Raw genomic sequence first — 12,323 nt, forward strand, 5'->3', positions numbered from 1 at the left:
GCGCATGCACCTTTTGGATGAATGCACCCATTGCCAAATAGACCGCTCTGTACTATTGTTTGTAGACAGTTCAGTCTAGCGAAAGGAAGAGACCATGCCCGCATCCACCCAGCGGCCCCTGCGCATCGCAGTCATCAGCGACGGAGCTGCCGGCATGTGCCTCGCCGAAAGCCTGCTCGCCGCGCCCGTTTATGTCGACCTCATCACCGCGCGCACGGCCCCCGCCGGACTCTTGCACTCCACACCGGTCGGCGACCAGGCCCCGCGCCTGCGCCTGATTGGCAACGTGCGCGTCGGCGTCGACGTGCACATCGACGAGCTCCACGAGCTTTACGACGCCGTCGTCACCCCCGACATGGCCCCCGCCGCGGCGCTCGCCTCCGCCGAGATCACCGCCGCCGTGTTCCCCGAGCGCCCGCAGGACACCCCGCCGCGCCTCTTAGAGCTTCTCGACGCCCGCGGCGTCGCCGTCACCTCCTGGCAGGGCTGGACCGCAGGTGCCACCGAAAGCACCGACTGGGCCGCAGTCGAGCTGTCCTCCCGCGGCGTCCCGGTGTGCATGTGAGCACCGGCCACGTCACCCTCGTCGGCGGTGGCCCCGGCGCCTGGGACCTCATCACCCTGCGCGGCATGCGTGCCCTGCAGGACGCTGACGTCATCCTCACCGACCACCTCGGCCCCACCGACGAGCTCGGACAACTCTGCGACACCGCAGACAAGACCGTCATCGACGTCTCTAAACTCCCCTACGGCCGCCAGGTCGCGCAGGAGGAGACCAACCGTCTCCTCATCGAGCACGCCCAGGCCGGCCGCCATGTCGTGCGCCTTAAAGGCGGCGACCCCTATGTCTTCGGCCGTGGCCACGAGGAAGTGGAGGCCTGCCGGGAACACGCGATCCCCTGCGCCGTCATCCCCGGGGTGACCAGCGCGATCTCCGTGCCCGCCGCGGTGGGCATCCCCGTCACCCAGCGGGGCGTGGTCCACTCCTTCACGGTTGTCTCCGGCCACCTGCCCCCGGGACATCCCAATTCGCTCGTCGACTGGCCGTCCCTGGCCCGGGCGGGAGGCACGATATCTGTGATCATGGGTGTCAAGCATGTCGCCGCGATCACGCAGGCGCTTCTCGACGCCGGGCTGCCCCCGCTGACCCCAGCCGCCGTCATCCAGGAGGGCACCACCGATCAGCAGCGCAGCGTCCGCTGCACCCTGGGCACCCTGGCCCGGACGATGGAAGAGCATGGCATCTCCTCCCCGGCGGTTTACGTCATCGGCGACGTCGCCGGGCTGTGAGTTACCGCACCCGCACCTGCTGCCCCTGAGGTTCACTGCTCGAGCCCGTGACCGGCTCGCCTTGAGCGGCCCGCGCCTGGGCGGCACGCCGGTACCCCACGAAGGACAGTGCCAGACCGACGAGCACCACCAGGAGCACCCCGACCCCGCCGACGGGCAGAACCTTCGGCAGGTTGATCGCCACGAGCAGGGTTCCCACCACCCCGCCGAGCACCGTCGGGTTAGTGCGGGTGACCAGCCAGGCAGCCAGCGGCGCGGCGATGACGCCGCCGATCAGCAGTGCCGCGACCGCGGCGAGGTTGGCCACCAGATCATCCCACAGTCCGAAGACAAATCCGAGGGTGGCGGCCGCGGTGACCAGGAACTCCGCCGTATTGACGGTGCCGACAATGCGGCGCGGCTCCGTCCGCCCCAGCGTCAGGAGGGTCGAGGTGGTCACCGGCCCCCACCCACCGCCGCCGGAGGCGTCGATGAAACCGCCGAACAGGCCGAGCCCGCCGAGGAATCCCCGGGAGTGCTCACCCCCCGATCCGCGGCGGACGCGGCCGCGGGAGAAACGCCACACGAGGTTGACACCGATGAGGCTGAGGATTGTGGCGGTGAGCGGGACAGCGGCCTCCGTCGACAGATTGGAGAGCACGGTTGCGCCGGCGAAGGCGCCGATGGCACCGGGGATGGCCAGGCGGCGGACGACTTTCCAGTCGACGTTGCCGAAGCGCCAGTGGGAGAAGCCGGACGCCAGAGTGGTGCCCAGTTCGGCAGTGTGCACGACGGCGCTGGCCTGCGCGGGACCGAGTCCGGCCAGGGCGATGAGGATGGTGGTGGAGGTGACGCCGAAGCCCATCCCGAGGCCACCGTCGACAAGTTGCGCGGCCAGTCCCGCAAGGGCGATGAGCAAAAGTGTGGTCATGGTGGGGTCCTAGGTGAGGGCAGCGCGGTAGCGCGCGGCGACGATGTCGGCCAGCGCGGCGCCGAGCGGCGGGTCGGCGCTGACGCCGGGGGTGAGCAAGCGGTCGAGGAGCAGGGCCTCGGTGACGAACAGCGGGATGAGGTGGGTCTCCCCGTAGGTCACGTCACCCGTCGCCCGGCGCACCCCCACCTGCCGTCCGAGGCGGGCGGCCACACGCTGGGCCAACGCCCCTACTGCCTCTTCCGCCGTCGGATCGGAGGATCCGACGTGCGCGAGGGTGAGGCTGCGACCCGGCGCGGGGCGGGTGTGGGCCGCCAGGACCTCTGCGATGTCCTCGCCGGTGCCCAGGCCGCGCGCCGGAAGTAGGTCGAGCCCGCTTAACTCCTGTGCCGCCTGCAGGGCAGCGGGAACATCGTGACGCGCATGGAAGCCATCCGTGAACAGCAGCGGCACGACCACGGCGCGACGGTGGCCTGCCGCGGCGAGTGAGGCGGCGGCGTCGATAAGCGAGGGGGAATTGAATTCCAGGTGGGCGGCGCGGGCGGTGACGCCCAGCCTCTCCCCCGCGACCGCGGTGAGTCGGTCGATGCCGGCGGCGGCGCGCGGGTGGCGGGAGCCGTGGGAGAGGGTGAGCAGGGCGGTCATCAGCGCAGGCGGTGGCCGACCAGCCCGGCGGCGAGGGTGTCGCCGCTGGCCTGGTTGATGAGCAGGAAGGAGCCGACGGCGCCGCGGGCGGCGTAGGGCTCGACGGGGAGGTCGGCGGCGACGTCGATACGCACGTGGGCGATGTCGTTGAGTCCGCAGGCGGCGGGGGCAATGTCGTCGGAGAGACCGTCGATATCGAGGACCCGGTCGACCGAGGTCACCCGGCCGCGCACGAGCGAAGTGCCGTAGCGCACCTTCACGGGATCCCCGGGGCGCAGGCTCCGTTCAGAAAGGCCGACGATGGTGGCGTCGAAGGAGCGGGCCGATTCCGGGCGGTCCCCGCCGGCGATGAGGTCGCCACGAATGAGGTCGATGTCATCGGCCAGGCGCAGGACCACGGAGTCCCCGGTGGCGGCCTGCTCCACCGGGCCGTCGGCGGTGTCGATGTGGGTGATAGTGCTGGTTCGGCCCTCGGGGAGGTGGACGGTGTCGCCAACGGCGACGGTGCCGGCGTCGATACGCCCGGCATAGCCGCGGTAGTCCGTGGAGTGCTCGCGGATGACGTACTGGATGGGCAGGCGGAAGCCCAGGTCATGGGCGCGTCCGCGGTGGACGTCGATGCTCTCGAGCAGCTCGAGGACAGTGGGTCCGGTGTACCAGGGCATGTGGGAGGAGGGTTCAACGACGTTGTCGCCGAGCAGAGCGGAGACGGGGATGACGTGGGCGTCCTCGACACCGACGTCTTCCGCCAGGGAGCGGAACTCCGACTCGATACCCCGGAAGACCTCCTCGGACCAGTCGACGAGGTCGATCTTGTTGACGGCCAGGAGAACGGAGCGCACTCCGAGCAGGGCCGCGACGGTGAGGTGGCGGCGGGTCTGCTCGACGACGCCGTGGCGGGCGTCGACCAGCAGGACAACCACCTGGGACGTGGAGACACCGGTGACGGTGTTGCGGGTGTACTGCACGTGACCGGGGGTGTCGGCGAGGATGAAGGTACGGCGGTCGGTGGCGAAGTAGCGGTAGGCGACGTCGATGGTGATGCCCTGTTCGCGTTCGGCGCGCAGGCCGTCGACCAGCAGGGAGAGATCCAGACCCGCGAAGCCGCGGTCGGCGGAGGTGCGTTCCACGGAGGCGAGGGTGTCGGCCAGGACAGAGCGGGTGTCGTGGAGGAGGCGGCCCACGAGGGTGGACTTGCCGTCGTCGACGGAGCCGGCGGTGCACAGGCGCAGCGTTTCTCGGGTGCGCAGGATGGTGGCGGTGGTCATCAGAAGTAGCCTTCCTTCTTGCGGTCCTCCATGGCGGACTCGCTGAGACGGTCGTCGGCGCGGGTGGCGCCGCGTTCGGTGAGGGTGGAGGTGGCGATCTCGGCGATGACCTCGTCGATGGTGGAGGCCTCCGAGAGCACCGCGCCGGTGCAGGACATGTCGCCAACGGTGCGGTAGCGCACCCGCCGGATCTCGGGCTGCTCACCGGAGCGGGGCTCGCCCCAGTCGCCGGCGGTCAGCCACATGCCGTCACGCTCGAAAACCTCGCGGTCATGGGCGAAGTAGATGGAGGGCAGTTCGATGCCGCGGGCGCCGATGTACTCCCAGATGTCGGCCTCCGTCCAGTTGGAGATGGGGAACACGCGGATGTTCTCGCCCGGCAGGTGGCCACCGTTGTAGAGGTGCCACAGCTCGGGTCGCTGGCGGCGCGGATCCCAGCCGCCGAAGGAGTCACGCACGGAGAAGACGCGTTCCTTGGCGCGGGCGCGTTCCTCATCGCGGCGGGCACCGCCGAGCACGGCCGTGTACCCCTGTTCGGCGATGGTCTCCACGAGCGGGACGGTCTGCAGCGGGTTACGCGTGCCGTCGGGGCGTTCGACGAGGTCACCGCGGTCAATCCAGTCCTGGACGTGGGCCACGCGCAGCCGGGCACCGGTGCGCTCGACGAGGCGGTCGCGGAAGTCGATCACCTCGGGGAAGTTGTGGCCGGTGTCGACGTGGAGCAGTTCGAAGGGGACGGCCGCCGGAGCGAAGGCACGGCGGGCGAGTTCGAAGACGACGACGGAGTCCTTGCCCCCGGAGAACAGCAGCCCGATCTTGTCGAACTGGCCCGCGACCTCGCGGAGGATGTGGATGGACTCGTTTTCCAGGTCCTGCAGGTGTGGGGAGAGTCGGGTGGAAATGGCTGTGGTCATGAGTGAAGTCCGCATTCTGTCTTGTTCTGACCGGCCCAACGGCCGGCGCGGGGATCCTCCCCGTCGGCGACGGGGAGTGTGCAGGTGGCGCACCCGATGGAGGGGTAGCCCTGCCGGGTGAGGGGGTGGATGATGAGGTCGCGTTCGTCGATGAACCGTTCGGTGTCCTCCATCGACCAGGTGACCAGCGGGGAGATTTTCAGGCGGCCGGTCGCGTCGAGGCTCAGTGCCGGGGCGTTGGCGCGCGTCGGGCCGTCGGCGCGCCGCAGCCCGGTGACCCACCCCGCGTAGGGGGTGAGGTTCACGGCCAGGGGTTCGACCTTGCGCATGCGACAGCACGCGGCCGGATTGTTCCGGTAGAGGTTCGCGCCGTAGGTCGCGTCCTGCTCGCCGCGGGTGAGCGTCGGCCGGGCGGTGACCAGGGTCTGCGGGTAGCGGGCGTCGACGGCGGCCGCGACGTCGAGGGTCTCCGGGAAGTGGTAGCCGGTGTCCAGGAAGAGCAGGTCAGCCTCGGGCAGGTGCCACGCGGCGAGTTCAGCGAGGACGGTGTTCTCCATGGACAGGGTCACCGCGATCGCGCCGGGCGCGTGCTCCCGGGCCCAGGCGAGGATGGTGGCGGCGGGTGCGTCGTACAGCTCCGCGGCATGCTTATCGACGAGCCGCGCATTCTCCTCCCGCACTTCCTCCGGCAGGTCACCGGTGGTGGTGGGGCCTGGTGGGCTGAGCTGCGGGTCGCGGGCGTCGAGGTTGAGCAGGTTCATCGGGTCACCTCCTGGTGGCCGTGTCGGTGCAGGGAGGCCTGGATAGCCTCGCTGGTGGAGGGGGCGGGGGCGGGGCGGTGCTCGGGGTCGTCCTGGCCGTGGTAGCGGACGGAGAAGACGCGGGTGCAGTCACGGCACAGCCAGGCGAAGTCGTCGGCTTCGTCGGGGAAGAGTTCCTCGCCGGCGCAGTACGGGCAGTGCAGCGGGTGGTTGCGGTTGGGGTTGGGGGCACGGCGGAAACTCACGTCAGGTCCTCCTCGGCGGCGCGCTGCACCCATTCCTGGAAGGTCTCACCTGCGGTGCGCTGCTCCTTGAAGTGGGTGACCACGCGGGTGACGTAGTCGCCGACCTCGGTGGCCAGGACCTTGTGTCCGCGCAGCTTGCGGCCGAAGTTGGCGCCGATGTTCATGGAGCCGCCGAGGTGGACCTGGAAACCTTCGACGCGGTTGCCCTCGGCGTCAGTGACGGTCTGCCCCTTGAAGCCGATGTCCGCGACCTGGGTGCGGGCGCAGGAGTTGGGGCAGCCGTTGAGGGCGATGCGGACGGGGACATCGATGTCGCCGATGCGTTCCTCGAGTTCGTCGACGAGCTCGACGGCACGGGACTTGGTGGTGGCGTGGGCCAGTTTGCAGAACTCCAGGCCGGTGCACGAGATGATGTTGCGGCGCCATTCGCTGGGCTTCGAGTAGAGGCCGGTCTCGTCGAGGGCAGCGGCCAGGTCGGCTAAGTCGCTGCGTTCGACGTCGAGGAAGAGCAGCTCCTTTTCCGCGGTGGTGCGGATGCGGGTGATGCCGAAGCGCTCGGCGACATCGGCGATGGCGATGAGCTGCTCACCTGTCGTGTGACCGACGGTGGGTTTAACGCCGAGATAGAACTTGCCGTCCTTCTGCGGGTGGATGCCGATGTGGTCGCGGTAACCGGGGTTGATGGGCTGGTGCGGGCCGTCGATAAGCTGGTGCCCGAGGTACTCGGTTTCCAGCACCTCCCGGAACTTCTCCACTCCCCATTCCGCCACGAGGAACTTCAGCCGCGCCCGGTTGCGCAGGCGTCGATAACCGTAGTCGCGGAAGATGCGGGCCACACCGGCCCACACGTCCGGGACCTCATCGAGCGGGATCCACGCACCGAGGGATTGCGCGAGCATCGGGTTGGTGGACAGGCCACCGCCGACGAAGCACTCGAAACCGGGTCCGTGCTCTGGGTGGACGGAACCGATGAAGGCGACGTCCTGGATTTCGTGGGTGACGTCCTGGCGCGAGTGCCCGGAGATGGCGGACTTGAACTTGCGCGGCAGGTTGTGGAATTCGGGGTTGGGCAGGTGCTCGCGCTGAATGCGCTCGATGGCCGGGGTGGCGTCGATGATCTCCTCCGCGGCAACGCCCGCCACCGGGGAGCCGAGGATGATGCGCGGCACGTCGCCGCAGCCCAGCAGGGGGCTCAGTCCCACGGTGTCTAGCTTTTCCCAGATCGCCGGAATGTCCTCGATCCGCAGCCAGTGCAGCTGGATGTTCTGGCGGTCGGTGAAGTCGGCGGTGGAGCGGGCGTAGTCGCGGGAGATCTCACCGACGGCGCGGAGACGCTCGGGGGTGACCAGGCCGCCGTCGAAACGCACGCGCATCATGAAGTACTTGTCCTGGAGCTCGGCGTCGGGCACCTGGCCGGTCAGTTCCCCGCCGAGGTCCTGTCGGCGCTGGGTGTACAGGCCGAGCCATTTGAAGCGGGGGGCGATGTCGTCGGCGGGGATCGAGTCGAATCCCTGCTTCGAGTAGATGTCGATCACGCGGTGGTAAACGTCGAGGACCTCACCGTCCTGTTTGACCTCCTCGACGTGGTTGAGGGGCGCGGTGCCGTCAATTTTCCACTGGCCTTCCGGCTTGCGGACCCGCTGGCGGCGCGTGGTGGTGGCCGTTGTCATGAGATGCTCCCTATATACCGATCTGTCTACTCAATTTGTTAGCAGTGCGCTTATCAACGTCCCGCACTCCGCCCTTCAGAGCGATTGACAGGCAGTCAAGCAGACAACTTGGTTCACCACAACGGCCACGCCTGTAAGGGGTACCTACGAAAAGCCCATCGGCGCTGCAAACAGCATTTATGTTCGCTTTTCATTCATTGAATTGAATTGTTTTCCTCTTTTTCTCCAAGCCAGGGATGAATGAAAGAAAGCGGATTCGTTGCATTTCTCCGGATCCCTGCTAGTTTCACAGACCAGTCAGTCTAGGAACCAACCCGAAAGGTCACCATGAGCCATCCCACCCCTGAGACCGCCCTCCGCGTCGCCGTCATCGGCGCCGGCCCCGCCGGCATCTACGCCTCCGATCTGCTGTCGAAGAACGCCACATCGATCGGTCGCGAGATCCACATCGACCTCATCGAAAGGCTGCCCGCCCCCTTCGGCCTCATCCGCTACGGTGTCGCCCCTGATCATCCGCGCATCAAGGGCATCGTCACCTCGCTGCACAAGGTCCTCGACCGCCCGGAGATCCGCTTCCTGGGCAACATCGAGATCGGCAAGGACGTCACGGTCGAGGAGCTGCAGGAGCATTACGACGCCATCGTGTTCGCCACCGGCGCCGACCAGGACCGGGACCTGGACATCCCGGGTGCCGACGCCGAAGGCTCCTACGGCGCGGCCGACTTCGTGGGCTTCTACGACGGCAACCCGGACTTCCCCCGCACATGGGACCTCTCTGCACAGTCCGTGGCCGTCATCGGCGTGGGCAACGTCGGCCTCGACGTCGCCCGTGTGCTGGCGAAGACCGCCGAGGAACTCAACGTCACGGAGATCCCGGAGAACGTCTACGAGACGCTGCGCACCAACCAGGCCACCGAGGTCCACGTCTTCGGACGCCGGGGCCCCGCCCAGGCAAAGTTCACCCCGCAGGAGCTCAAGGAGCTCGACCACTCCCCCACCGTCAACGTCGTCGTCGATCCGGAGGACATCGACTATGACGAGGCCAGCATCCAGGCACGCAGCAGTTCCAAGTCCCAGGATCTGGTCTGCCAGATCCTCGAGGGCTACGCCATCCGTGAGCCGAAACCCGCCCCGCATACCCTCCAAATCCATCTTTTCGAATCGCCGGTGGAGATCCTCACCCACGAAGGCCGCGTCGTCGGCCTGCGTACCGAACGCACGGAACTCGACGGCTCCGGCCACGTCCGCGGCACTGGCACCTTCACTGACTGGCCGGTCCAGGCCATCTACCGCGCCGTCGGCTACCGCTCCGAGCCGGTCGCCGGTGTGCCGTTCAACCACGCCGAGCACGTCATCCCCAATGACGGCGGCCGCGTTCTCCACAACGCTGGCACCGCGGTTTCCGGCCTGTATACCACCGGTTGGGTCAAGCGCGGCCCGATCGGCCTGATCGGCAACACCAAGTCCGACGCCAAGGAGACCACCGACCTTCTGCTGGCCGATGCCGCCGCCGGTCACCTCACCGCACCCACCGAGTCGGCCGACGCCATTCTCCAGCTTCTCGACGCCCGCGGCATCCCCGTCACCACCTGGGAGGGCTGGCTCCGACTGGACGCCGAGGAGCGCCGCCTGGGCGAAGAATCCGGCATCGAAGGCCGCGAACGCCGCAAGATCGTCGAATGGGAGGACATGGTCTCGCACGCCCACCTGGCACCGGCCCGCGTGTAGAGATATGTGCCCGAAAGGACGCTGATCGGCGCCCACCCAAGCCGCCACATGCGCGAATCTGCATGATTCACTCTTCCTCTAGCGCCGCGCTGACCTGCGACAATGGCGAGGTTAGCAAATTGTTATCGCTGCGCACCCCTTCAAATTCGGCACTGTTGATGTGATGGCTGTTACCCTTAAGTACGGAAAGTTCAACAGCAAAACATAAAAAGGAGAAACACCATGCGCGGAAGCGGACTCATCTGGACCATCGTCGGCATCCTGGCGATCATCGCCCTGATCATCTGGATCATGTCGGCAATGTAGTTTCCCGGAGGCGGGCAGACCCACAGTCTGCCCGCCTTCTTTATTCCTCACCCCAAGACACCTGTCCCCGGCCCCGCTCATGAAAGCGGCCGGGGATAGGTGCTTTCAAGGGGAAGTGGGAGACTCCCGCCAACCTCCCGAGGAGCGCGCCCGCAGTGAGGTAACCTCGCGGGATGAGATTGTGGTCGCTGCATCCCCGCTATCTGGATCAGAAGGGTTTGGTGGCGTGCTGGCGGGAGACACTGCTCGCTCAGAAGGTTCTCACCGGAAACACTCGAGGTTATCGGAATCATCCGCAGCTGACCCGTTTCCGTGCTCACGAGGATCCGCTCCTCGCCGTCAGTGTCTACCTGCAGGGTCTCCACGAGGATTCCGTGGCTCGTGGGTACAACTTCGATGCGGGCAAGATTCTGCGCCGAGGCAAGGTGTCGCTTATCGACGTCACCTACGGGCAACTCGCCCATGAGCTGGCCCATCTGCGGGACAAGCTGGTGCAGCGAGCTCCCGAGCGGGTGGTCGATCTACCATCACCCGAAGAAATAGAACCGCACCCGCTGTTCCGGATCATCCCCGGCCCAGTTGAGGACTGGGAACGGGTGTAGATCCCATTACTTCGGCATCTTCGTCAAATGCCACGCCCCGCACTCGCACCTGTACACCCGCAAAGGCAGCTGTGATGACCCCCGCTTCCGCCACGCCAACCCTAATGCGCGATCCGCTTCATCCCTATTGGTGTACTTGCGCTTGAGCGGAGTCGGACACTCCGCATATTCGGGTAGACGGGCCTTCTCCTCCTGCCGGAGTTTCGCCAGTCGCTTCTGCCGCCGAGTGCGAGTCAAAGTTTTCCCTTAACAGTCCTTGGTATGTACGCGGGAGGATACGACCGTTAGCGAACATGCTGCGGCCACTGCCCCGACAGTATGTTCTATACTCATCACCCACTCGATGCTCCTGCCACCGCTAACACAATTCTTTCACCCCTCCCCCACCCCACCGATCCACCGTGTGAGCTGCGGGCTAGACGGTGAGCACCGCGGCGTCGATAAGCGGCGAAGCAGGACGTGTCAGCCCCTCCCTTTAGACTAGGCACATGATTCCGGTTGATCAGGCCACCTCCTCCAGCACGATCGCGTTGGGCGTCATCGGCCTCGTTCTCTCACTTCCGGCGTGGCTGCTGTTTCTGCGCGCGGGCTGGAAGATGTTCAGCTTTGTGCGCACAGGCCAGCCGCTGCCGGCCGGGTGGCGAACGAATAGCCCGTGGCAGCGTCTGTCGCGCGTGGTCATCGAGGTGTTCGGGCACACGCATTTCAAGGGTCGCCCGGTGGTCAATGTGGCGCACTGGCTGGTCATGGTCGGTTTCCTCTTTGGTGTGCTGGTGTGGTTTGAGGCGTACATCCAGACGTTCAATCCGGCGGGCGGGTGGCCGTGGTTGGGGTCGTGGGGTGTGTACCGGTTTGTGGAGGAGGTGCTGGCGGTCGGCACGATCGCTGGCATTGTCGCGCTGATTGTCATCCGGCTGCGGCAGGGAACTGATTCCCGAGCTTCGCGTTTCTTCGGCTCGAATCACACGGCGGCCCGCGCGATCGAGACGATTGTGCTGCTTGAGGGCCTGGGCATGCTGCTGGTGAAGGCGGGCAAGATCGCCACGTTCGGGGGCGGCCACCCGGTGGCGGACTTTGTGTCCCTGCACCTGGCGAACCTACTGCCGGCCTCGCCGGTGATGGTGTCGGGGTTTGCGCTGCTCAAGCTGCTCGGCGGCATGGCGTTCCTGCTGCTCATGGCCCGCAACCTCGACTGGGGTGTGGGCTGGCACCGCTTCCTGTCCTATTTCAACATCTACTTCCAGACGAACCCGGACGGCCGCAAGGCCACCGGCCGCCTCAAGCCGATGACCTCGGGCGGGAAGATGCTCACGCTGGAGAATACGGAGGAGGAGGATACGCTGGGCGTCGGCAAGCTGGGTGATGCCTCGTGGAAGATGCTTCTCGACACCGCCACCTGCACCGACTGCGGTCGCTGCCAGGATCTGTGCCCCGCCTGGAACACCGGCAAGCCGCTCAACCCGAAGCTGCTCATGACTGATATCCGCGACGCGGCGTTCAACCCGCACGCGGGGCAGGATGTGCTGAGCATGGCCAACGTCATTTCCGACGATGTGCTGTGGGCCTGTACCAACTGCGGTGCCTGCGTCGACCAGTGCCCGGTGGACATTGAGCATCTCGACCACGTCGCTGACCTGCGTCGTTTCCGGGTGCTCGCCGATTCGGAGTTCCCCTCCGAGCTCACCGGCCTGTTCAAGAACCTCGAGTCCAAGGGCAACCCGTGGGGTCGCAACAAGGCCGAGCGCGCGTCCTGGGTGGATGCGGCGCGCGCCGACGGCATCCCCATCCCCGTCGTCGGTGATGACATCGATGACCTGTCGGACACCGAGTACCTTTTCTGGGTCGGCTGCGCTGGCGCCTTCGATGAGGACGGGGTGCGCACCACCCGCGCGGTCGTGGAGCTGCTGCATACCGCGGGCGTGAAATTCGCGGTCCTGTCCACCGGCGAGACCTGCACCGGTGACCCCGCCCGCCGCGCGGGTAA

The 12,323-nt window shown here is 66.9% G+C and carries 12 protein-coding genes; 5 read left to right on the forward strand and 7 right to left on the reverse strand.

Annotated elements, in window-relative coordinates; translation table 11 throughout:
- The first annotated feature begins 94 nt into the window (after positions 1 to 94).
- Positions 95 to 565: a hypothetical protein gene (locus tag Q4G50_RS08735; protein WP_303377272.1), complete on the forward strand. Its 471-nt coding sequence runs from the start codon at positions 95 to 97 to the stop codon at positions 563 to 565.
- Positions 562 to 1,290 carry a uroporphyrinogen-III C-methyltransferase gene (gene cobA / locus Q4G50_RS08740; RefSeq protein WP_303377273.1) on the forward strand — a complete coding sequence of 243 codons (729 nt, stop codon included), beginning with the start codon at positions 562 to 564 and terminating at the stop codon, positions 1,288 to 1,290. Before Q4G50_RS08735 ends, cobA begins: the two co-directional genes overlap by 4 nt.
- Before the next feature lies 1 nt (position 1,291).
- Here the strand turns inward: cobA and Q4G50_RS08745 are convergent, their stop codons facing one another.
- From Q4G50_RS08745 to Q4G50_RS08775, 7 genes are read right to left on the reverse strand one after another with little or no spacing between them, the layout of a single operon-like run.
- Entirely contained in the window at positions 1,292 to 2,200 is a 909-nt protein-coding gene (locus tag Q4G50_RS08745; protein ID WP_303377274.1) for a sulfite exporter TauE/SafE family protein, read from the reverse strand.
- 9 nt (positions 2,201 to 2,209) lie between these two features.
- Entirely contained in the window at positions 2,210 to 2,845 is a 636-nt protein-coding gene (locus Q4G50_RS08750; RefSeq protein ID WP_303377275.1) for a sirohydrochlorin chelatase, read from the reverse strand.
- Complete coding sequence (locus Q4G50_RS08755; protein ID WP_303377276.1) at positions 2,845 to 4,113, reverse strand: sulfate adenylyltransferase subunit 1; 1,269 nt, start codon at positions 4,111 to 4,113, stop codon at positions 2,845 to 2,847. The genes Q4G50_RS08750 and Q4G50_RS08755 overlap by 1 nt, the downstream gene beginning before the upstream one ends.
- Complete coding sequence (gene cysD / locus Q4G50_RS08760) at positions 4,113 to 5,027, reverse strand: sulfate adenylyltransferase subunit CysD (protein ID WP_303377277.1); 915 nt, start codon at positions 5,025 to 5,027, stop codon at positions 4,113 to 4,115. The genes Q4G50_RS08755 and cysD overlap by 1 nt, the downstream gene beginning before the upstream one ends.
- The gene (locus tag Q4G50_RS08765) at positions 5,024 to 5,788 is read right to left on the reverse strand and encodes a phosphoadenylyl-sulfate reductase (RefSeq protein WP_303377278.1); all 765 of its coding nucleotides are present in this window, start codon (positions 5,786 to 5,788) and stop codon (positions 5,024 to 5,026) included. The genes cysD and Q4G50_RS08765 overlap by 4 nt, the downstream gene beginning before the upstream one ends.
- Complete coding sequence (locus Q4G50_RS08770; RefSeq protein ID WP_303377279.1) at positions 5,785 to 6,033, reverse strand: hypothetical protein; 249 nt, start codon at positions 6,031 to 6,033, stop codon at positions 5,785 to 5,787. The genes Q4G50_RS08765 and Q4G50_RS08770 overlap by 4 nt, the downstream gene beginning before the upstream one ends.
- Complete coding sequence (locus Q4G50_RS08775) at positions 6,030 to 7,703, reverse strand: nitrite/sulfite reductase (protein WP_303377280.1); 1,674 nt, start codon at positions 7,701 to 7,703, stop codon at positions 6,030 to 6,032. The genes Q4G50_RS08770 and Q4G50_RS08775 overlap by 4 nt, the downstream gene beginning before the upstream one ends.
- A 327-nt stretch (positions 7,704 to 8,030) precedes the next feature.
- On the opposite strand from Q4G50_RS08775, the gene Q4G50_RS08780 reads away from it, so the two are divergent.
- The 3 genes from Q4G50_RS08780 to Q4G50_RS08790 all read left to right on the forward strand — a co-directional run.
- The gene (locus tag Q4G50_RS08780) at positions 8,031 to 9,431 is read left to right on the forward strand and encodes an FAD-dependent oxidoreductase (protein ID WP_303377281.1); all 1,401 of its coding nucleotides are present in this window, start codon (positions 8,031 to 8,033) and stop codon (positions 9,429 to 9,431) included.
- 479 nt (positions 9,432 to 9,910) lie between these two features.
- The gene (locus Q4G50_RS08785) at positions 9,911 to 10,339 is read left to right on the forward strand and encodes a pyrimidine dimer DNA glycosylase/endonuclease V (RefSeq protein WP_303377282.1); all 429 of its coding nucleotides are present in this window, start codon (positions 9,911 to 9,913) and stop codon (positions 10,337 to 10,339) included.
- 488 nt (positions 10,340 to 10,827) lie between these two features.
- On the forward strand, positions 10,828 to 12,323 hold a 1,496-nt coding region (locus Q4G50_RS08790; protein WP_303377283.1), incomplete at its 3' end, for a (Fe-S)-binding protein.

This window comes from Corynebacterium sp. (assembly GCF_030538285.1).
Lineage (GTDB): Bacteria > Actinomycetota > Actinomycetes > Mycobacteriales > Mycobacteriaceae > Corynebacterium.

Bases quoted from the DNA above. Each gene is read 5' to 3' on its own strand.
- Q4G50_RS08735 (WP_303377272.1), top strand. From the start codon at position 95: ATGCCCGCATCCACCCAGCGGCCCCTGCGCATCGCAGTCATCAGCGAC.
- Q4G50_RS08745 (WP_303377274.1), bottom strand. From the start codon at position 2,200: ATGACCACACTTTTGCTCATCGCCCTTGCGGGACTGGCCGCGCAACTT.
- Q4G50_RS08750 (WP_303377275.1), bottom strand. From the start codon at position 2,845: ATGACCGCCCTGCTCACCCTCTCCCACGGCTCCCGCCACCCGCGCGCC.
- Q4G50_RS08755 (WP_303377276.1), bottom strand. From the start codon at position 4,113: ATGACCACCGCCACCATCCTGCGCACCCGAGAAACGCTGCGCCTGTGC.
- cysD (WP_303377277.1), bottom strand. From the start codon at position 5,027: ATGACCACAGCCATTTCCACCCGACTCTCCCCACACCTGCAGGACCTG.
- Q4G50_RS08765 (WP_303377278.1), bottom strand. From the start codon at position 5,788: ATGAACCTGCTCAACCTCGACGCCCGCGACCCGCAGCTCAGCCCACCA.
- Q4G50_RS08775 (WP_303377280.1), bottom strand. From the start codon at position 7,703: ATGACAACGGCCACCACCACGCGCCGCCAGCGGGTCCGCAAGCCGGAA.
- Q4G50_RS08780 (WP_303377281.1), top strand. From the start codon at position 8,031: ATGAGCCATCCCACCCCTGAGACCGCCCTCCGCGTCGCCGTCATCGGC.
- Q4G50_RS08785 (WP_303377282.1), top strand. From the start codon at position 9,911: ATGAGATTGTGGTCGCTGCATCCCCGCTATCTGGATCAGAAGGGTTTG.